The organism is Nodosilinea sp. LEGE 07088 (assembly GCF_015207395.1).
Classification (GTDB): Bacteria; Cyanobacteriota; Cyanobacteriia; order Phormidesmidales; family Phormidesmidaceae; genus Nodosilinea.
On sequence record NZ_JADEWX010000125.1, the window covers coordinates 1 to 18,907 of the forward strand.

The following is an 18,907-nucleotide window of genomic DNA, read 5'->3' on the forward strand; positions in this document are numbered from 1 at the left end:
CCCTGGGTTTCCCCATACCCCATCGCCTCCAGCTCCAGAAAATGAGCACGAATTACCTCCACCCCCGCCTTCCGTAAGCTGCGCTCATAATTTCGCACATCCTTCGCCCGCAGCCAGCCCCGTACCCGCGATAGCTGAATCAGCTTCGTATAGACCGGCTCCAGCGCCCCATCCACCGTATTCCCGTCCGCATAAAGCAGCTTCACCTGGCCAATGAACCAACGCCCCAGCTTAATCGCTGCCTGCATTTGGCCCGGATCCACCGCATGGGTCGGCAAACGCCCCTCCACTGCCGCATTCAGGCAGTGCAGAATCAGCGCCAGCCGCCCCGTGTAGCCCTGCATTTTGGAATAGACCGCCTGCAAGCCTGGGTGTGTCTCCGTCACCCGCAGCTGATCTAACTGGTCATACCAATCCGCAAATAGCACTTTGGCCTCAGGGCTCAGCCGGTAGCACTGGGCCGTCAACCCCTCCAATTGCTGGTAGAGGCCATAGAGCCGCTCCGATACGTCATGGCACACCGTCCGCCGGGGAAACGGCGCAGGCTTCAGGGGCAGCAGACACCACAAAAACCTGGCCCACTGGCCACTGGCATCCGAGCAATCCCCCATCATCTCCCGCAGAATATCGGGCTGGATCGTCCCCGTCAGGCTCAGGCTGGTGCGCGGCAGGCTGATGCGCAGGCCACTGGCTCGATCCACCTTCAATCCTGAACCATCAAAGGCCGTCAGCAGCGACTCCTTATCGTTACCCCGACCATTGCGATACTGGTTCTGCCCCTTAAACAGGCCCGCCAGTTCATCCGGCGTCACCAAAATGCCTCGCTCCGGCTGTTGGGCTTGGATGCGGGCGATCGCCTCCCGTGTCGCATCCGAAGTGTGATACTCCCTGGGCATAGGCTTCCTCGGGCGAATGCCTCTATCCTCGGCTCTGGTCTGCTCCCAATCCCGCAGATCAACCTCATACTCTGAGGCGGCATACTCATACTCCTGATCCGCCTCCGCCTGGAGCAGCGAAAGCGGCCCCAGAATCTGTCGCTGAATCGGGCTCTTCTTACTGCCCGAGGGAGCCACTAGCCCGGTAAACACAATCGGCGGCACCGAGAACCCCATCCCGGCATCAATTTCCAGCTCCGTACCGACCCGCAGCAAAGATGCCGCCACCGGCAGCAGCGTCACCAGCATCGCCGCTGGCGTCGCCCCAATCCAGTCAGCGATCTGCTCCAAGGGTTCCGCCAGGTCAGCGTGAAGATACTCTCCTAGACACAGCTGGTAGTCGCCAATCTTCAGCAGCTGGTGAATCTCAGCCCGGCGATCGTCCCGCTCTTCGGTTTGCTCCAGCTCCGCCTGCACCAGGGTGACCAGGTTCCCGATATCCCTGGCCGATAGCCCCGTCTCCTGGTGCCACTGCACCACCTGTGCCGCCAGGGCCAGTTCGGTGGGGCTAGTACCTAGGTAAGTGTGAATCTGGTCTTGCAAGGCCTGCACCGACAATCGCTCGTGGCCGTGGGTAGGGCTGACTTCCAGCTGCCGCCGGTCTTGCACCGCCGCTCGAATCTGCTCCGCTGTGGCCCCGTCATGAATCCAATCCACCACATCCAGCCCGCCATGCTTCGGCAGGTTTTGCCAGCGCAGGCTGTCAGGGTAGGGGTAGCACCACTGGGCCGAGGGGAAGTCCTGGGCAACTTCTCCCATATGGGCAACTCCAACCTGGTCGCGATCTGGGCACAGCACCAATTGGGCCGTCTGCAAATCCTCAGCGTAATTGCCATAGCTGCGGTACTTCTTCGAGCCCCCTAGGGTAGTGGTCGCGGGAATGCCGATCGCCCACAGGGCATCAGCGCAGCCTTCCCCCTCCACCATCCAGATGGGTTGACCGATGGATGATAGGGCATTCTGGACATCGCGGTACCGGTAAATCGGCACCTGGGCTCTGATCTCAGGGGTTAGCCCCTTGATCCACTGCTGCCCGTTCCAGTGATACTGCACGAAAAACTTCGCACCGTTGCCCCGATCCACCCGCGTCACCTTTACCAGCGGCTGGCCGGTTCGACTGGGATAGAAATAGTCCTGCCGCTGCTGGGGGCGAACCGGCTTCTCGGGTGAGGCTGTAGCTGCAAAGTATTGCCCCCACATGCCATCGGCTGTTGCGCCCCGATAAACGTAGCTGTCTACCGCTCCATCCTGGTCTACGTGGGTGTGGCAGAACACCACCTCCTCATTCCAGCGGCAGTCTTGGTCTTTGGTGCGTCCACAAATCGGACAGGGGCGCGATCGCCCTGAGTAAACATACTGTGCCATGGTTAGCTCCTGAGGTTAGGAGCCAGGCCACCACAATTAACTGGCTGTTTTTAACCGTTAGCTGTGCCCAGAGTGGACATTTCAGATGTCTTTGCTATAGTTGAAGACACCACTTCTAGCAGCAGGTTAATGACCTGACTGGTTCGGCAAAAACCACATCAGGATGTTGATTGGCCTGGCTTAGAAAACAAACAAAAAGATTCAGCACCCTTGCCAATCAATGGTTAGGGTGTTTTTTCATGGGTTCTAAGGCTGAGATTTTAGGCCAGATTCGCAATCACAGACTTGATTAAGCCTTGAAGCTTTATAGTTGGTTTAACAATCTTTTTATCGATGTCCAGATCGTTTAGGAATCTTGCGCTGATTGCTTAACAAACTGGCCTGATAGATCTCAATCGCTCGTTGGTGAGCCGCCGGGTCATGGCGGTTGTGGAGCCAGTCCTTGATCAGTTCCAGGTTGTAACGGATGCAGCGACTATTCACTCGAACCCAATGAACGCCCTCGATCAACAGCCCCTGCACCCGATAGCGCCTCAAGGTTGTACCGCTGAGCTTCAGCGACTGGGTAGCTTCCTGTTTGCTGACAAATTGAACCATGGGTCATCCTTCCTCGTTTATACCGTTGAGGCCAAATCTCATGGGGAGGCAGGCCAAGCTTGCCCGCCACCACCTGCTCGATGCGACGCGATCGCTGACGGGTCAAGGCGTGGGAGACTGCCGAGGTGCCAATATTGAGTTCTTTCGCAATGCTGGTCAAAGTCCAGCCCTGCTTGCGTAGAGCTGCTTTAATGTCTTCTACATGCATAGAATTGTCTTAGCTCCATCAATATATCGATGAAGTTAGCAATAAATAACTTGCATGTCAAGTGTTATAATTTGCATCTGCAATTAATAATGTAGATCTCATGACTAATCCTTTACCTGACGAGGCGCAGGCGGATGCCACGGAAGTTGATCAGTTCCCAGTCCGCCTAAAACAGGCGGTTGGCGACAATAGCATTCGGGGCTTTGCCAGAGATTGCGGCTTTTCTGACACCGTGCTCCGCCAATATCTCAATGGCCAAAGCGAGCCCACCCGACCAGCACTGCTCGCTATAGCCCGCACGGCCAAGGTTAGCGTCGAATGGCTGGCGACCGGCCAGCCTGTAGCGGGGGCTAAGGATTCGTCCAAAGCGTCAGCCGAAGATTACATTTATAAGGATCCGCTGGCCTTTGAGACGGGCTGGCTCCGAGCAGAGTTCCCCAGTGCCTCTGAAAATTTGCTGCTCACCCAAGTGGTCGATGAAAGCATGGAACCGACCCTTCAGCAGGGGGATTTAGCACTGGTGGACACCAATGATCGTGACTTAGAAACCGTGAGTCACGGTATCTACCTGCTCAAACTCGATAATCGGCTGCTCATCAAGCGCTTGCAGTATATAGCCGATGATACGCTTAGGGTGCTCAGTGATCACCCTGCCTATGAAGCCTTCTCAATTCAGCCATCTGAGACATCCAGCAGCCTCAGCCTCATGGGGAAAGTGGTCTGGTTCGGGCGCAACCTATCCTAAGACCTGCGCTTGGTGCTTATATTTCTGGTAAGCGAGGGCGGCTGTTGACGTTACCTGCATAATTTCGGTAAAGCGTCTGCACATCGTGTCCTGTTAACTGAGCTACTTCCACCGGATTCATACCCTTATCCAGGGCATGAGAAATCAAGGCATGTCGGGTATTGTAAGGTCGTTGATAATCAATGCCCAGCTCAGTTAAAATTTTCTGCCAGCCTCGTTGGGCAAAGTTTTTTGCATCGATAGGAGCTCCTTTTGGCCCCTTAAAAACCAAATCATTGGGATCGCTATCCGCTTGCCTCAATCCCTGAAGCATTGTCTGCAATTTAGATGTCAGGGTGATATACCGAGACCGATTCGTTTTTGTGGCTTTCTGCTTGCCTTTGACTAAAGCCTCACCAATCCAAATGGTTGAGCAATCCTCAGAGATATGTTTCCAGCGTAGGCCCACGATCTCTCCGGTACGGCAACCACTGCCAAAGCGAAACTCCACAAAATTGACGTAGTGGCGATAATAACGGTTAGCTTTAAACGCCTCAACGATTGATTTGATTTCTGCCTCGGTGAAAGGCTTAGGCATTTGTTTTGGCGGAACCTTAATTCTTAAAGGCATATCTACCCAAGGATTAGACTCAACTAAAGCCTGCTCGATCCCCCAATCCCAGCAAGCCTTCAAAAGGCCCAGACGCTCTCGAATGACAACCTTGGATAAATCCTGAGAGTCATACCAGTCGGTAAATTTTTCGGCCTCGGCTACGCTAACTTCAGCAACCGAACGAGTCTTAAAGAATTCCTCCAAATAATTCAGCAGTCCACGATATTTATCCAGGGTGGCCGAAACGACTGTCTTTGATTTGTGCTGGATGAATTTGTTGAATAGGCCGGTGACAGTCAGCTGACTGCGGTTGGGAAGCTGCAATTTATAGGCTCGAAGCGTTGGATCGAAATGCCCTGACATCATGTCGAGCTCGATTTGGGACGCCTTGGCCTCGGCCACTCTCCGGTTCGTGACGGTGTCAGGGAGCCCGATAAACAGAAAATAGCGTTCCCCTTTGTAACGCCAGCCCAGACGCAACCGATCTCGGTCACTGGTCACCGAGACGGTGCCCTTCTTCGCTCTAGCAGCATTGGCCATGGTGAAAGCCCTACAGAGAATAGATCGAATGGATCGAGGAATCTTTCGATCCAATTTCGATCCAAATTCTAACCAAAATGGCCAAAAGTGGCATAACAGCTTCTAGCCCCAGGAACTCAGCAAGGCTCTGAATCACTTTGTTGATGGGCGATACAACCCTTGGCCTATATAGGTTTGAGAGAATGGAGAATAGGAGATTCGAACTCCTGACCTCTGCGGTGCGATCGCAGCGCTCTACCAACTGAGCTAATTCCCCTTGTGCACCGCTGCGGTGCGATTGGCCAAAGGCCAGGCTCCGCTAACGCAGCGCTCTACCAACTGAGCTAATTCCCCTTGTGCACCGCTGCGGTGCGATTGGCCAAAGGCCAGGCTCCGCTAACGCAGCGCTCTACCAACTGAGCTAATGCCCCCATAAACTGACAGTATCTTACCAAAAACTGCTGACCCTCTATCGCTTACGCCCCTTAGCCGATGGCTTCTCAGCTCGACTTTATCCATTTGTTCCAACTTGGGCACCCCTCCGATGAGGGGAGGTTGTTGACTGCCCCCTCTGGCTGGTTAGGCTTGCTCTAAGGCCGAAATATCTAAGTCTGCTAGCGGAGTCAAAAAGTCTCTCAGGCGTTGGGCAATTTTAGTCACCCCCCCGGCCACATTCGACTCGATATTGAGCGGCAGCACCGGGTCGTGCAACGAGAGGCGCAGCAGAAACCAGCCGTCTTCGTCGGGCATCTGGCAAGCGACGCGCACCCCTTCGTAGTTGTTAGGCACGATCGCCCAATCAGGCTGGGTGGCAACAAAGGCTTGCAGTTGCTCAATGACCCCAGTGCCGCAGCTCTTAAAATCGGCTGCTAAAATCTTGAGGCGAAACTCTTTGCTTTCTTCGGGTTCTTGCAGGGGGGCGATTAAGTCAGTTAGCAGCTTCCCCGCCAGGCGCGTCTTGGCTAACTCTACCAACAGCTGACTGACCAGGTAAGCCCCGTCGTCTAAGAAATAATTCGCTTTCATGGCCCCGTGGCCCGAGGTCTCGATCGCCAACCAGGCCGGTTGGCCTACCTCATTTAGTCGCACCGCTTCGTTGATTACATTCTTGTAGCCCCGCTTGAAGCGATGGTGCGTGCCGCCCAGATCGCTCTCAATGAACCGGGTCAGCCCGTCGGAGGTAATGGAATCGGTGACAATGGTGGAGCCGGGATGTGCTTGGAGAACAATGGCCGCAATCAGCGCAATCAGCCGGTTGCGGTTGAGTTCGCGCCCCTGGTGGTCTACCGCCGCGCCGCGATCGACATCGGTGTCGAAGATAATGCCAAAATCGGCTCCCTGGGCTACTACAGCCTCACAGATCGAGGCCATCGCCGCTTCATTCTCAGGGTTGGGCATGTGGTTGGGGAAGGTGCCATCGGGGTCGAGAAACTGGCTACCGGTGGTGTCGGCCCCGAGGGGTTCGAGCACCTGGCTGGCGTAGAAGCCGCCCGCGCCGTTGCCCGCATCAACGATGATTTTGAGCCCGTGGAGGGGCTGGTCGAAGGTCTCGGGATGGTTCACCGCCTGGCGAATCTGCTGTACCAGGCCCGTGGAGTAGGCGGCGATCAGATCGCGGTGGTCTACCGGGCCGGGGGAGGGGGCGGCGCTAAAGTCCCCCCGCTCAGCCAGTTCTAAAATGCGGGCAATATCCCCTTTGCCCAGGCCACCTGATCGGGTAAAAAACTTCAAACCGTTGCGGTTGAAGGGCAGGTGGCTGGCGGTGAGCATGATCGCACCATGGCAGGCAAAATCGGGCAGCACGGTGCTCATAAACATGGCCGGGGTCGAGGCCATGCCTACGTCAATCACCCGGCAGCCCAGGGCGGTCATGCCTGCGATCGCCGCCTGCATCAGGGTGGGGCCAGAGAGGCGGCTGTCGCGACCGACGGCAAGGGTCAATTCCGTGGTGGGTTTCTGCACTGCGGCGGCCAGCCAGGTGGCAAAGGCTTTGCCCAGGGTGGTGACCACAGCGGGAGTCAGGTTGACGATTTCCCCAGCAACGCCGTCGAGGGCGATACCGCGAATGTCAGAGCCGTTTTGCAGGGCGGCCCAGTTAATGGGCAGGGTGGATAGGGGCATGGTGCGATCGCTCCTTCTGGCGTTCCCATCACCATAGAAGCAGCCTTAGCGTTGTGGCAATTTCTTTAGCTTTTTTGCACCTGAGGCTCGCGGGTCTTAGTTAGCACTACCGGGTCGGCGGCAGTCGCCTCATCCGGAGCAGAGTCGGTAGAGGGATTAGAACCCTAGCAGGCCGCTAGCGCGATCGGCAGCGAGGTTGCCAGCGCACCCACCCCCACCCAAGACAGAAAGTCACGACGTTTCATCAGCAGTTACCTGAATATATTGAGCGTAGAATCCTGAGCCTGTAGGGGCCACCGCCAGCCAGCGCGCTAGGGTTTGGCCCATGCGATCGCAGTGGAGCTGCACCTGCACCGCCAGGTTATCGACTGCGCCGCCATCGACAAACTCCACGGTTTTGATGGCGGCAAGAAGGTTAAAGGCCGTAAGCGCCATATCGTAGTCGATTCCCAGGGATTCGTATTAGGGGTGTTAGTGACGGAGGCGAATGCCCCAGAACGCTTAGGCGCCGTTGTCGTGTTTGATGAGGCGAGGGAGCGATTGTCTCGTCTAGAGGTCGTGTCTGTAGATCAAGGCTATTCGGGGGAGAACTTTGCTCGGGCCCTTCGTCAAGTGTGCGGAGACTCGGTACGGGTTGAGGTCATCAAACGCTCCTCAAAGACCTTTGAAGTGCTGCCGAAGCGCTGGATTGTGGAGCGCACCTTTGGCTGGTTAAACCGCTATCGACGATTGAGCAAGGACTATGAGGTCTACACTGAAACCAGCGAAGCCATGATTTACGGGGCATTGATTTGACTTATGCTACGGCGGAAGGTAGCTTAAGGTTTGCTTTAGAAATTAGCTCTAAACTGTGAGGCGTGTCGGCGGCGAGCTGCATAGCAATGCTAACCCTCATCCTTGGTCGCAACGCACCGTCTTACTATTTGCGCCTTCCCTTAGCAGGGTTTTCGAGAAGTCATAATGTTTCTATAGCTTTAGAATCCATCCACTCTGTCAAGCTAGGGTAGCCAGCCTCCGGATTCAAGACTATAAGTTGTTGTTTTACCTCATTTGTCAAGCCCCATACTTCCGTAGCCCATTGCTCAAGTTTTTGAATCCATGAACCATTATCATGTAGATAAAAATTAGCCATTCTAGTAGAACAGCTGTTTTCAGGGAAACTCCTATCAATAAGTCGTGCGACAAGCTCCTCAATAGACCTAGCTACGACACACAATTCGCCGTCAGAACATAGCAGTACGATTGGTGGATTGCTAGAATCACATTCTTCATAAAACCAGTAGGACAATAGAGAGCCATCTCCAAGATTCGCAAAGACACCGAAATATGTAGAAAGGTCAAATGGTGGAAGATACCAATCCAGAAACTCTCCCCTAAATTCTGGGAACCAACCGACTCCATCATCGATTGAAATATTCAACCAATTTATCAACTCAGTCAATCTATCAGGTACTATTTTACTATTTGGAAAATGTTCATAAATGCTCCTTGAATTGATATATTTGGACATTTTGGTATATTTTTAGACATTTTCAAATTTATTATTGACCAGCAAATTTAGACGGAGATCACACTAAAAACTAGTAATATTTGAACTATACTGATAAAAGCAAGGCAAAATGTCACCTTCTGATGGGTGCAGATAAGCAGGGAGATTTTGATATCCAACATCTCCTACGCAAAAGTTTTTAACAAAACCAAGGAAACTTCTTCCGAGAAAGAATATCTCATCTGGTGGCTCATGAGAAATTAGATATATATCATAACCGTCATCTGTTTCTTGATACGTATTTAAGTCCCATACAATATCTTGGTTATTAGGATTGTTGGCGAAGACAAAACAAGCAGGCAATAATTTCATAAAGAATCTAAAGTTTTCAGGCTCTCGATTCTCTGCTCGATCCATCTCAAGAGATGCTTTCATATTTTGAATCATTCTACTTGAAAACTCAGGTTTTGGGCAGTATACCCTCATGTGATTTCCAAACCTTCCTGAACCAAGCGTTTGACAAAAAGTTTTATAATCGCTTGGAAGTTGAAAATTATGCTCATCCTCAAATTGGGCTAACTCTCTCAAAGTAACCTTGTCTGGAGAATCTATGTCAATTATCTCTAGATGTGAAACTAGAGCATGGAAATCTAATTTCTGGTTATGCATTTTGAGTCAATTCGTAGGATGGGCAAAGCAAAGCGTGCCCATCTTTCAAAGATCATAAGCATGGGCAAAGGACAGAAGTCCTTTGCCCATCCTACAAACGGCCTCTGGCCTAGAGAGAATTTTGAAAATTCATCGGCCCGGTGTAGCCCGTGGCCTGGGCCAGCCCCTCCAGGGGTTGCGCACCAGACAGGCGCTCGCCGTTGATTTCCCAGGTTGGGTAGCCGGTGACGTCGGCGGCCTGGCACTCAGCGGTTTGGGTTTGGCCATCGGGGGCCGAGCACTCTACGTAGGGGACAATTTCTTTGGCCTCTTTGCCAAACAACTGCTTTTGGTCGTGGCAGTGGGGGCACCACCAGGCCCCGTAAAAAATTGCGCCGCTATCTTTCAAATGCTGGGCCAGGGCGAGCTCCGCTGGGCCAGAGGAGGTGGTAACGGCAGGCTCTCCGGTGGTAGAGCCATTATCGGCAGTGGGGTTGTTGATATTGGCGTAGACTCCCAGCGTGCCCACCACCACCAAAAATGCCGTAATGCAGCCGATAAAGAAGGGTTGAGACAGATCGGGCCAGTCTTGCCCCAGCAGCGCCAGCAAAAACAGGCTGGTCGAGAGCAGGGCCGACCCCACACAGTAGAGGCAAACCGCCTGGATTTCGGCGGTGAGCAAATACATTAGGTAGCCGCTAAAGAACATCATGGCGGTACCGCCAATGAAGAGCAGCGGCTGGGTCCAGCTGGTGAGCTTTTCTCGCAGCTCTTTTTGCTCGGGGCTGCTGACCAGCAGGGGGGCGATCGCCATTACCGCCATCGCCAGATAGGCTAGCAGGCCAAACAGTGCCAGAGGCTGCCCAAGCACCGTGGCATAGGGGCTAGAGAGCACAATGTCACAGCCCTTGGTGGGGCAAGCCGTGGCGCTACCCGTGAGTTTGTTGTAAGTCAAATAGCCGGTGACAACAGCGCCAATCATCGCCAGCACCGCCATCAGCGGTCGAGCAAAGCGGTGAATTGTAGATGTCTTCTTTTTGCGGGGCATGGCCTAGATACCTATAAAAAATACTGCATCGGTTAGGCAGGGCCGTTGCGGCTCCAGATATTGAACGTAGCAAAAAAATGTTCAGTCGAGGGCCATCTCTAGGCTATTTAATACCAGCCCAGACAATGTTATACAGCAGAGTGGCCGCGCTGCCTCATTATATAAATAGGCCGAATATAAGTAGGCCGATGTGGCCCCGTCATCCAGGCTAGGACGTTTCCACCAGCCGCCTCCCAGGCGAAGGCTCTCGGTCAGCGCTACCCACAGCCTCTAGGGCCGATCCCAGCTTGCCTAGCGATTACATCAGGCCAGGCTACATTCCGTGGGCAAGGTTTGGCACCCGCTCGGCAGGGCGATCGCCCAACCGCTGTTTTGAGCCACCATTAGCAAATCTAATTAGATCATTAATAATTTCGGTCGCAGAAATGGTATCGTTCTTTCATAGAGTTTTCTCGATGCTAAATTCTTTAGGATTTACATAACTCAATAAGGAGGTTAGATGCTGCGATGGGCATCACAAACCATATAAACTTCCGCAATGTGCGCGGAGATATCTTTGGAGGCGTCACCGCAGCGGTGATTGCTCTCCCCATGGCCTTGGCTTTCGGGGTGGCCACGGGGGCTGGGGCGGCCTCGGGTCTCTATGGGGCCGTGCTAGTAGGTTTCTTTGCGGCGCTGTTTGGGGGCACGCCGACGCTGATTTCTGAACCGACCGGGCCGATGACGGTGGTGTTTACCGCCGTCATTGCCCATCTGATTGCCGCCAACCCTGAAAACGGCATGGCCATGGCCTTTACCGTGGTCATTTTGGCGGGGCTTTTCCAAATTATCTTTGGGGTGCTCAAGCTGGGTCGCTACGTGACCCTGATGCCCTACCCGGTGATTTCGGGCTTTATGTCGGGCATTGGGGTGATTCTGATCATCATGCAGCTGGGGCCATTTTTGGGTCAGCCATCCCCTAAGGGCGGTGTGGTGGGCACTCTCACCAGCCTGCCTGAGCTAGTGAGTAACCTCAGCCCGCCAGAGGTGGCGCTGAGTGCGTTCACGCTGCTGGTGTTGTTTTTCTACCCCAAGCAGCTCAAGCGCTTCGTGCCGCCTCAGCTCGTGGTGTTGATAGCGGGTACAGTGCTGGCGATGGTGCTGTTCTCTGGTGCCGACCTGCGTCTGATTGGCGAAATTCCCACCGGTTTGCCGTCTTTACAGATGCCTGTTTTTCAGGCTGATCAGGTGCAAGTAATGCTGATCGATGGCCTGGTGCTGGGTATGTTGGGCTGTATTGATGCCCTGCTGACGGCGATGATTGCCGATAGCATTACCCGCAGCCAGAGCGATGCCAACAAGGAATTAATCGGCCAGGGTATTGGCAACATAGCATCGGGTCTATTTGGCGGTATGCCGGGGGCTGGTGCCACCATGGGCACGGTCGTTAACATTCAAGCGGGTGGCAAAACGGCCCTGTCGGGTTTGGTGCGGGCCGGTATTTTGCTGGTGGTCGTGCTGTGGGCAGCACCGCTCACTCAATCCATTCCCCTAGCGGTGTTGGCGGGTATTGCGGTCAAGGTCGGTTTCGATATTCTCGACTGGAGCTTCTTGAAGCGGGCCCACAACGTGTCGTGGAAGGGCACCGCTATCATGTATGGCGTGATGTTTCTGACCGTGTTTGTTGACCTGATTGTGGCGGTGGGCGTGGGGGTCTTTATTGCCAACATTCTCACCATCGATCGCCTCACCAAGCTGCAGTCTGAACAGGTGAAGGCCATCACCGACTTTGACGAAGATTTGCCCCTGACTGACGAAGACAAGGCGCTGATGGATCAGGCCAACGGTCGCGTGCTGATGTTTCACCTCAGCGGGCCGATGATCTTTGGGGTGGCCCGGGCTATTTCCCAGGAGCACACGGCGATGGCTGCCCACGACGTGCTGATTGTGGATTTGCAAGATGTGCCCCACCTGGGGGTAACCGCTGCCCTGGCGCTGGAAAATGCCATTCAAGATGCCAGCGATGCCGGTCGGCCCGTATTTTTGGCGGGGGCGCGGGGCAAAACCCTGAGCCGCCTCGAAAAGCTGGGCGTGCTGCGATTTGTGCCCCCCGAATATCTGGCAGAAAACCGTACCGAGGCGCTCCGGGCTGCCTTGCGGGTGCTGGCGACCAAAGATGGCTTTGAGCCACCCCTGACCGTAGTCGCGCCGGGTTCGGCGGCGGTTTAGAGCCCCTGGAGCCGCAATTAATAGATCGAGGGTGAATCCACCATTCACCGAATTGTCATTGTCGTCTGGATTGGAAGGTATCAATGCTGTTGTCTAATGCTGTTTCTGCACTCTCCTGGCTGACCTGGCCAGAGTCTCCGCTGATGGCCCCTCTAATGGCCGCCGTTCCAGAAACGGAGGCTGGCCCTATGGTGCTGGCCAGTGTGCTGCTCAGCCTGGTGGTGATCTATATCGCCAGCAAGCTGGGGGGCGAGCTCTCGCGGCTGCTGGATTTACCCCCGGTGCTGGGAGAACTGGTGGCAGGGGTAGTTGTCGGGGCATCGGCACTCCATCTCATTGTGTTTCCTGAAAGCGGAGCCGTGGCCACAGACTCGCAGCTGATGGGGCTGTTGCAGTGGTTGGGTGGGTTAACCCCCGAGGCCGTGGCCGAGGTCTTTCGCAGCCAGAGCGAGGTGGTCTCGGTGCTGGCGGAGCTGGGGGTGATCATTCTGCTGTTTGAGATCGGGCTAGAGTCTGATCTGCGAGAGCTGCAAAAGGTGGGCTCCCAGGCGGCGATCGTGGCGGTGGTGGGGGTGGCGGCTCCTTTTGCCATGGGTACAGCGGGGCTGATGCTGTTGTTTCATGTGGCGGCGATTCCGGCGATTTTTGCCGGGGCGGCCCTGACGGCTACCAGTATTGGCATCACCTCGAAGGTGCTGTCGGAGATTGGTCAGCTGAAGTCGGCGGAGGGGCAGATTATTGTCGGTGCGGCGGTGATTGACGATGTGCTCGGCATCATTGTGCTGGCGGTGGTGGCCAGTCTGGCCAAGACCGGCGAAATCGATGTGATGAATGTGGTTTACCTGATTATCAGCGCCACGGGGTTTTTGCTGGGGGCGATTTTCTTAGGCAAGTTTTTCAATAGCTCGTTTGTGGCGATCGCCGACAAGCTGCAAACTCGCGGCAACCTGGTGATTCCGGCGATTACCTTTGCGTTTTTGATGGCCTTTTTTGCCAATGTCATTCACCTGGAGGCGATTCTCGGGGCCTTTGCAGCGGGCCTGGTGCTGGATGAAACCGACAAGCGCAAGGAGCTCGATCGCCAGATCATGCCCATCGCCGACATTCTGGTGCCGATCTTCTTTGTCACCGTGGGGGCCAAGGCCGACCTGGGGGTGCTCAATCCGGCGGTGCCAGCCAACCGGGAAGGTCTGGTAATTGCCGTCTTTTTGCTGGCCGTCGCCATCATTGGCAAGGTGATCACCGGCTGGACCACCTTTGGTCAACCCCTGAACAAGCTGGCAATCGGCATCGGCATGATTCCTCGGGGCGAAGTGGGCCTGGTGTTTGCGGGCATTGGTTCGGCCAGCGGGGTGCTCAGTAAACCGCTGGAGGCGGCGATTATTATTATGGTGATAGCCACTACGTTTCTGGCACCACCCTTTTTGCGGATTGCGTTTAAGGGGAGCGAGGCCGAGGCCGCTCTGCCTGAACCCGCCGATATTGCCCCCTAACCCGACTCCGTAGGATGGGCACAGCAACGCGTGCCCATCCCATTCACGCTCGTAACGATGGGCACGGGCTTGGCTCTTTGCCCATCCTACGAGGTGGCTCAACCAACCTCTGACCTGGTGAACAGGACTCAAAAGGCCATTCCCCTACCTCCCCCACCCTTCTACCCCTCCACTCCTCCACTCCTCCACTCCCATGCTCTACGCCTGCGTTTATGCCACCATTCTGCTGGGCTTTTTTGGCATTTTGCTGAAAGAGAACCTGGTGATGAAAATCATCGCCATGGATGTGATGAGCACCGGGGTGATTGCCCTATTTGTGCTGGTGGCAGCGGGTGGCGGCAGATTTACGCCTATTTTTATCGATGGCCCCCAGCGGGACTACGCCGACCCGGTGCCCCAGGCGGTGATTTTGACGGCGATCGTGATTGGCTTTTCGATCCAGGCGCTAATGCTGGTGGGGGTGATGAAGCTGGCCCGCGATAACCCCACGCTAGAGACCCGCGCCATCGAAGAGGAGTATCGGCCATGACATTGTGGACAATACTTTGGATCGCGCTGCCGTTTTTGGTGGGCTTTAGCATTTATCTGCTGCCGGGGCGCGATCGCATCCTAGGGCGGATCTTTGATGGTCGCAACCTGGCCCTGGCGATCGCCCTGGTGTCGACGGCCTACGCCGTAGGCCTGTTCTGGCAGCCTGCTCCCCTAGAACTGCACCTGCTCGACAGCTTCGGCGTCACGCTGATGGCTGACAGCCCCAGCGCCTTCTTTATTCTCACCAATGCGCTGGTAACGGCGGCAGTGGTGCTCTACTGTTGGCCCAGCGGCAAGTCTAGCTTTTTTTACACCCAGGTGATTTTGCTGCACGGCAGCGTCAACGCGGCCTTTATCTGTGCCGACCTGATCAGCCTCTACGTGGCTTTGGAGGTGATCAGCATTACGGCATTTTTGCTGATTGCCTATCCCAACAGCCATCGCAGTCTGTGGGTGGCCATGCGCTACCTATTTATTAGCAACACTGCGATGCTGTTTTATCTGATGGGCACGGCGATGGTCTATCGCACCCATCAGACCTTTGCCTTTACCGGGTTGCAGGGTGCTCCCTATGAAGCAATAGCGCTCATTTTTGTGGCCCTGCTCGCCAAAGGCGGTATTTTTGTCTCGGGGTTATGGCTGCCCCTGACCCACTCTGAGGCAGAAAGCCCGGTCTCGGCACTGTTGTCGGGGGTGGTGGTGAAGGCGGGGGTGTTTCCCCTGGTGCGCTGTGCGCTGATGGTCGAGGAGCTGGCTCCAGTGGTGAGGGTGTTCGGCGTGACCGCTGCCCTGTTTGGTGTGCTCTACGCGCTGGTAGAAACCGATGCCAAGCGGGTGCTCGCTTGTAGCACGCTCTCTCAATTGGGCTGGGTACTCGCTGTCCCAGAAGCAGCGGGTCTCTACGTTTTGGCCCACGGATTGGGAAAAGCCGCTCTTTTTTTGACGGTAGGCAACCTGCCTAGCCGCGACTTGGGTCTGCTCCGGCAGCAGCCCATGGAGACTAACCTCTGGATGCCGCTGATGCTAGGGAGTCTGTCGATTTCAGGGTTGCCGCTGCTGGCGGGCTTTAGCGCTAAAACACTGCTGCTAAAACAGGCGCTGCCCTGGCAGAGTCTGGCGCTGAATGGGGCGGCGGTAGGCACCGCTACCCTCTACGCCAAATTTGTCTTTTTGCCCCACCAGTCGAGTGAAAAACCCGAACGCTGGACAGCTAAGCTAGGACTATGGATGGCTTTAGCGCTGCTGCTGGGGGCCCTATTCATTCTCAACCTAGGCTATTTAGATGCCTACACTGGGTCATCGATAGTCAAGACTCTGCTGCTGATTGGCGCGGGCTTTTTGATCCATGAGCTGTTGATTCAACGGATCACCCTGGTTCTGCCCCGCCAGATGGAAGATTTTGAGCACCTGGTTGGCGGGATGAGTCTGATGCTGGTTGTATTGTTTTGGATGACGTGGTCATGGCTGGCATAAGAACCTACGCCCCATCGAGGTGCCAGCGATGATGCTCTGGACCCTACTCTGGATCGCGCTGCCGTTTTTTGTGGGCTTTAGTATCTATCTACTGCCCCAGGGCGATCGCATTCTGGCCCTGGTGGTCACCCTGGTGTCCATGGCCTACGCCATCGTCCTGTTCTGGCAGCCTGCTCCCCTAGAACTGCACCTGCTCGACAGCTTCGGCGTCACGCTCATGGCCGACAGCCTCAGCGGGTTTTTCATTCTCACCAACGCCCTGGTGACGGCGGCGGTCATTCTCTACTGCTGGTACCGGGGTAAGACCACCTTTTTCTATATCCAGGTGATTCTGCTCCACGGTAGCGTTAACGCGGCCTTTGTCTGTGCTGACCTGATCAGTCTCTACGTGGCCCTGGAGGTGATTGGCATTGCCGTATTTTTGCTGATTGCCTACCCGCGCAGCGATCGCAGCCTGTGGGTAGCCCTGCGCTACCTATTTGTCAGCAATACCGCCATGCTGTTTTACCTGATCGGGGCAGCACTGGTGTACCGCACCAACCAGTCCTTTGCCTTTGCGGCCCTGGAGGGTGCCCCCACCGAAGCTGTGGCCCTAGTCTGCCTGGGCCTGCTCACTAAGGGGGGGATTTTTATCTCGGGCCTGTGGCTGCCCCTCACCCACGCCGAGTCGGCGACGCCGGTATCGGCCCTGATGTCGGGGGTGGTGGTGAAAGCAGGGGTGTTTCCCCTGGCGCGATTTGCTCTCATGCTCGAAGATCTCGACCCGATCGTGCGCATCTTTGGGGCCGGTACGGCACTGCTGGGGGTGGCCTACGCCGTGTTTGAAAAAGACACCAAGCGCATGCTGGCCTTCCATACGGTGTCGCAGCTGGGCTTTGTGCTGGCGGCCCCCGAGGTGGGTGGCTTTTATGCCCTCACCCACGGGTTTGTCAAGGCGGCTCTATTTTTAATTGCCGGCGAACTGCCCAGCCGCAGCTTTAAGACACTGCACGACCAGCCCATTCGCACCCCGATCTGGATTGCCCTGGTGATCGCCAGCTTTTCGATCTCCGGGTTTCCACTGTTGTCGGGCTTTGGGGCCAAGGTGTTGACCATGAAAAACCTGCTGCCCTGGCAGGTAATCGCCATGAATGTGGCCGCCTTTGGCACCGCTATTTCCTTTGCTAAGTTTATTTTCTTGCCCCATGCCCCCACCCAGAACCCACCGGTCAAGCCGGGGTTTTGGCCAGCGGTAAGTTTGCTATTGGTGGGGCTGGTGGCGGCCAATGTGGTGTACTACGACGCCTACTCCCTGGCCAATGTGGTCAAGCCCCTGGCCATTATTGCCCTGGGCTGGCTGGCCTATCATCTGATCTTTCGGCGGGTGACGGTCAAGTTGCCTCGGATGTTGGAGCAGTTTGAGCACCTGATTGGGGTGATGAGCTTAATGCTGATGGTGTTATTTGGTCTGGTGATGGCATGACGGGCTACTTAAACATATTGCTACGCCTAACGATCTGGTTTTTGCTCACCGCCGATCTGAGCTGGGCCAACATTGTGATTGGAGTGAGCGTCACGCTCCTACTGCCCCGAGGCGTGACCAGCCCTGGCCTGCTCAAAGACTGGCTGCGTACTCTGGGGGAGGTGGTAGTGGCGATTCCCCAGGCCTACAAAGAGGCCATCGAAATCATGCTGTTTCCCCACCACGACGAACTCGTCACCGTAGAGCGGGCCAAGCCCCGGCGCACTCCCAGCCTGATCTTTCTCGATATCTTTTTGATTACCTTTACGCCGAAAACCATCGTGCAGCATTACTACGACCAGGGCTGGTACGAAGTCCACTACATTCAGCGGAGGCAAGACCCATGACCCTAGTGCTGATTGCCATGATTGTGGCGCTGCTGATTCCAATGGTGGAGGCGCTGCAGGATGAAGACATTTGGCAGCGCATGCTCGCCTTTGCCAGCATTGCCACCAAAACCTCGGTGATGATTTTAGTCATCGCCGTTCTCCAAGACGACTGGATGATCGGGGTGATGGGGGTGCTGGTGCTCAGCGTGGGCAATGCGGCCCTGATGCTGCTGGCCCACATTATCAAGCGTCTTGACGATGCAATGGAAGGATAACCATGATCAATATCCTGAGCTATGCCTGTTTGATCCTAGGCCTGGTGTTCTGGTTTTGGGGCACTTGGCCGCTGCTGGGGCATCGATCGGTGCTCTATAAGCTGCACAGTCTGTCGGTGGCCGACACCCTAGGGTCGATGGCGATCGTGGTGGGGCTGCTGCTGCGCATTCCCCAGGAATGGCCGCTGCTGGTGTTGGCGATCATCTCCCTGGCAATTTGGAATACGGTGTTGGGCTATGTGCTGGCCTACTGTGTGACGGGTGACGCCGGGCAGGAGGTGGGCCACGATGGATAGCTACATCTATGCGATTATGCTGCTGTTGCCGCTGGCGGCGGCGATGGTGATTGTTCAGGGCAACCCCTACCAGGCACTGATCATGCGGGGGATTTTGGGGGCGATCGCCGCCCTGGTCTACGCCATGCTGGGCGGGGCCGATGTCGCTCTGACCGAGGCGCTGGTGGGCACCATGCTGGCTATTACCCTCTATGCGGTGGCGGTGCGCTCATCCCTGGTGATGCGGCTGGGGGTGCTCAAGGGCGAGGCGGAGCAGGAGAGTCGCCACTGGCAGTCGCTGCTAGACTACCTGCGGGCCACCCTCAAGCGCTACCAACTGCGCCTGGAGCTGGTGCCCTACCCCGACGACAAGGCGCTGCAGCAGGCCCTGGCGAGCAAGGCTGTCCACGGCATTTGCCTGCCGGGGCAAACCAGCGACGACGGCGCTGCCCCTACTCTGCTGCTGAGGGTGCGGCGGCTCTACGAGATTTTTTCGACCGAACTGCCCGAGGCGATCGCCACTGCCAGGCACGCCCCCTCGCCAGACCCCACCCC

19 protein-coding genes, 1 tRNA gene and 2 pseudogenes are annotated in these 18,907 nt (G+C 55.8%); 11 read left to right on the forward strand and 11 right to left on the reverse strand.

From position 1 onward, the window contains the following. The 3 genes from IQ254_RS21860 to IQ254_RS33810 form a co-directional block, all read right to left on the reverse strand. Positions 1-2,300: DUF3987 domain-containing protein (locus tag IQ254_RS21860; protein WP_228040978.1), on the reverse strand; the 2,300-nt coding region annotated here is incomplete at its 3' end. Between the two features lie 327 nt (positions 2,301-2,627). Next, complete coding sequence (locus IQ254_RS21865; protein WP_228040979.1) at positions 2,628-2,837, reverse strand: hypothetical protein; 210 nt, start codon at positions 2,835-2,837, stop codon at positions 2,628-2,630. Next, entirely contained in the window at positions 2,776-3,105 is a 330-nt protein-coding gene (locus IQ254_RS33810; RefSeq protein WP_228040980.1) for a helix-turn-helix domain-containing protein, read from the reverse strand. The genes IQ254_RS21865 and IQ254_RS33810 overlap by 62 nt, the downstream gene beginning before the upstream one ends. A 100-nt stretch (positions 3,106-3,205) precedes the next feature. On the opposite strand from IQ254_RS33810, the gene IQ254_RS21875 reads away from it, so the two are divergent. Further along, a complete protein-coding gene (locus tag IQ254_RS21875; RefSeq protein ID WP_193968277.1) occupies positions 3,206-3,850 on the forward strand; it encodes a LexA family transcriptional regulator in 645 nt (214 codons plus the stop codon). A 16-nt stretch (positions 3,851-3,866) separates the two neighbouring features. Here IQ254_RS21875 and IQ254_RS21880 read toward each other — a convergent pair whose 3' ends face one another. The 5 genes and pseudogenes from IQ254_RS21880 to IQ254_RS21895 all read right to left on the reverse strand — a co-directional run bounded on the left by IQ254_RS21880 (position 3,867) and on the right by IQ254_RS21895 (position 7,517). Then, positions 3,867-4,982, reverse strand: a complete 1,116-nt coding sequence (locus tag IQ254_RS21880; protein WP_228040981.1) for a tyrosine-type recombinase/integrase — start codon at positions 4,980-4,982, stop codon at positions 3,867-3,869. 183 nt (positions 4,983-5,165) lie between these two features. Then, a tRNA-Ala gene (locus IQ254_RS21885) sits at positions 5,166-5,238 on the reverse strand. A 302-nt stretch (positions 5,239-5,540) separates the two neighbouring features. After that, entirely contained in the window at positions 5,541-7,082 is a 1,542-nt protein-coding gene (locus IQ254_RS21890) for a phosphomannomutase/phosphoglucomutase (RefSeq protein ID WP_193968279.1), read from the reverse strand. A gap of 167 nt (positions 7,083-7,249) precedes the next feature. Beyond that, positions 7,250-7,327, reverse strand: a pseudogene (locus IQ254_RS33815) (cytochrome B6); the annotation flags it as partial. Continuing rightward, a complete protein-coding gene (locus IQ254_RS21895; protein ID WP_193968294.1) occupies positions 7,314-7,517 on the reverse strand; it encodes a hypothetical protein in 204 nt (67 codons plus the stop codon). The pseudogene IQ254_RS33815 and the gene IQ254_RS21895, both read right to left, overlap by 14 nt. On the opposite strand from IQ254_RS21895, the pseudogene IQ254_RS21900 reads away from it, so the two are divergent. Then, positions 7,467-7,877: pseudogene (locus tag IQ254_RS21900) on the forward strand (transposase); the annotation flags it as partial. The gene IQ254_RS21895 and the pseudogene IQ254_RS21900 sit on opposite strands and share 51 nt — an antisense overlap. 160 nt (positions 7,878-8,037) lie before the next feature. Here the strand turns inward: IQ254_RS21900 and IQ254_RS21905 are convergent. From IQ254_RS21905 to IQ254_RS21915, 3 genes are all read right to left on the reverse strand, one after another. Beyond that, positions 8,038-8,592: a hypothetical protein gene (locus IQ254_RS21905; RefSeq protein ID WP_193968280.1), complete on the reverse strand. Its 555-nt coding sequence runs from the start codon at positions 8,590-8,592 to the stop codon at positions 8,038-8,040. A gap of 63 nt (positions 8,593-8,655) precedes the next feature. Next, complete coding sequence (locus IQ254_RS21910; RefSeq protein ID WP_193968281.1) at positions 8,656-9,240, reverse strand: SMI1/KNR4 family protein; 585 nt, start codon at positions 9,238-9,240, stop codon at positions 8,656-8,658. Positions 9,241-9,349: 109 nt separating this feature from the next. Next, a complete protein-coding gene (locus tag IQ254_RS21915) occupies positions 9,350-10,267 on the reverse strand; it encodes a vitamin K epoxide reductase family protein (protein ID WP_193968282.1) in 918 nt (305 codons plus the stop codon). Between the two features lie 507 nt (positions 10,268-10,774). Between IQ254_RS21915 and IQ254_RS21920 the strand changes: the two genes are divergently transcribed. From IQ254_RS21920 to IQ254_RS21960, 9 genes are all read left to right on the forward strand, one after another. Then, positions 10,775-12,475 (forward strand): SulP family inorganic anion transporter, encoded by a 1,701-nt coding sequence (locus IQ254_RS21920; protein ID WP_193968283.1) that lies wholly within the window; start codon positions 10,775-10,777, stop codon positions 12,473-12,475. A gap of 83 nt (positions 12,476-12,558) precedes the next feature. Next, positions 12,559-13,968 (forward strand): cation:proton antiporter, encoded by a 1,410-nt coding sequence (locus IQ254_RS21925; RefSeq protein WP_193968284.1) that lies wholly within the window; start codon positions 12,559-12,561, stop codon positions 13,966-13,968. Between the two features lie 193 nt (positions 13,969-14,161). Continuing rightward, positions 14,162-14,497, forward strand: coding sequence for a cation:proton antiporter subunit C (locus IQ254_RS21930; RefSeq protein ID WP_193968285.1), 336 nt, complete (start codon positions 14,162-14,164; stop codon positions 14,495-14,497). Further along, positions 14,494-15,972: a cation:proton antiporter gene (locus IQ254_RS21935; protein WP_193968286.1), complete on the forward strand. Its 1,479-nt coding sequence runs from the start codon at positions 14,494-14,496 to the stop codon at positions 15,970-15,972. The genes IQ254_RS21930 and IQ254_RS21935 overlap by 4 nt, the downstream gene beginning before the upstream one ends. 28 nt (positions 15,973-16,000) lie before the next feature. After that, complete coding sequence (locus tag IQ254_RS21940; protein ID WP_193968287.1) at positions 16,001-17,434, forward strand: cation:proton antiporter; 1,434 nt, start codon at positions 16,001-16,003, stop codon at positions 17,432-17,434. Continuing rightward, entirely contained in the window at positions 17,431-17,820 is a 390-nt protein-coding gene (locus tag IQ254_RS21945) for a cation:proton antiporter (RefSeq protein WP_193968288.1), read from the forward strand. The genes IQ254_RS21940 and IQ254_RS21945 overlap by 4 nt, the downstream gene beginning before the upstream one ends. Beyond that, a complete protein-coding gene (locus tag IQ254_RS21950) occupies positions 17,817-18,077 on the forward strand; it encodes a hypothetical protein (RefSeq protein ID WP_193968289.1) in 261 nt (86 codons plus the stop codon). Before IQ254_RS21945 ends, IQ254_RS21950 begins: the two co-directional genes overlap by 4 nt. A gap of 2 nt (positions 18,078-18,079) precedes the next feature. After that, positions 18,080-18,373, forward strand: a complete 294-nt coding sequence (locus IQ254_RS21955) for a monovalent cation/H(+) antiporter subunit G (RefSeq protein WP_193968290.1) — start codon at positions 18,080-18,082, stop codon at positions 18,371-18,373. Further along, positions 18,366-18,907, forward strand: a 542-nt coding sequence (locus IQ254_RS21960; RefSeq protein WP_193968291.1) for a DUF4040 domain-containing protein, incomplete at its 3' end; no start/stop codon positions are given. The genes IQ254_RS21955 and IQ254_RS21960, both read left to right, overlap by 8 nt.

What these genes read in the sequence shown, in the direction of transcription:
- IQ254_RS33810 (WP_228040980.1), bottom strand. Translation starts at nt 3,105, where the DNA reads ATGCATGTAGAAGACATTAAAGCAGCTCTACGCAAGCAGGGCTGGACT.
- IQ254_RS21875 (WP_193968277.1), top strand. Translation starts at nt 3,206, where the DNA reads ATGACTAATCCTTTACCTGACGAGGCGCAGGCGGATGCCACGGAAGTT.
- IQ254_RS21880 (WP_228040981.1), bottom strand. Translation starts at nt 4,982, where the DNA reads ATGGCCAATGCTGCTAGAGCGAAGAAGGGCACCGTCTCGGTGACCAGT.
- IQ254_RS21890 (WP_193968279.1), bottom strand. Translation starts at nt 7,082, where the DNA reads ATGCCCCTATCCACCCTGCCCATTAACTGGGCCGCCCTGCAAAACGGC.
- IQ254_RS21895 (WP_193968294.1), bottom strand. Translation starts at nt 7,517, where the DNA reads ATGGCGCTTACGGCCTTTAACCTTCTTGCCGCCATCAAAACCGTGGAG.
- IQ254_RS21905 (WP_193968280.1), bottom strand. Translation starts at nt 8,592, where the DNA reads ATGTCCAAATATATCAATTCAAGGAGCATTTATGAACATTTTCCAAAT.
- IQ254_RS21910 (WP_193968281.1), bottom strand. Translation starts at nt 9,240, where the DNA reads ATGCATAACCAGAAATTAGATTTCCATGCTCTAGTTTCACATCTAGAG.
- IQ254_RS21915 (WP_193968282.1), bottom strand. Translation starts at nt 10,267, where the DNA reads ATGCCCCGCAAAAAGAAGACATCTACAATTCACCGCTTTGCTCGACCG.
- IQ254_RS21920 (WP_193968283.1), top strand. Translation starts at nt 10,775, where the DNA reads ATGGGCATCACAAACCATATAAACTTCCGCAATGTGCGCGGAGATATC.
- IQ254_RS21925 (WP_193968284.1), top strand. Translation starts at nt 12,559, where the DNA reads ATGCTGTTGTCTAATGCTGTTTCTGCACTCTCCTGGCTGACCTGGCCA.
- IQ254_RS21930 (WP_193968285.1), top strand. Translation starts at nt 14,162, where the DNA reads ATGCTCTACGCCTGCGTTTATGCCACCATTCTGCTGGGCTTTTTTGGC.
- IQ254_RS21935 (WP_193968286.1), top strand. Translation starts at nt 14,494, where the DNA reads ATGACATTGTGGACAATACTTTGGATCGCGCTGCCGTTTTTGGTGGGC.
- IQ254_RS21940 (WP_193968287.1), top strand. Translation starts at nt 16,001, where the DNA reads ATGATGCTCTGGACCCTACTCTGGATCGCGCTGCCGTTTTTTGTGGGC.
- IQ254_RS21945 (WP_193968288.1), top strand. Translation starts at nt 17,431, where the DNA reads ATGACGGGCTACTTAAACATATTGCTACGCCTAACGATCTGGTTTTTG.
- IQ254_RS21950 (WP_193968289.1), top strand. Translation starts at nt 17,817, where the DNA reads ATGACCCTAGTGCTGATTGCCATGATTGTGGCGCTGCTGATTCCAATG.
- IQ254_RS21955 (WP_193968290.1), top strand. Translation starts at nt 18,080, where the DNA reads ATGATCAATATCCTGAGCTATGCCTGTTTGATCCTAGGCCTGGTGTTC.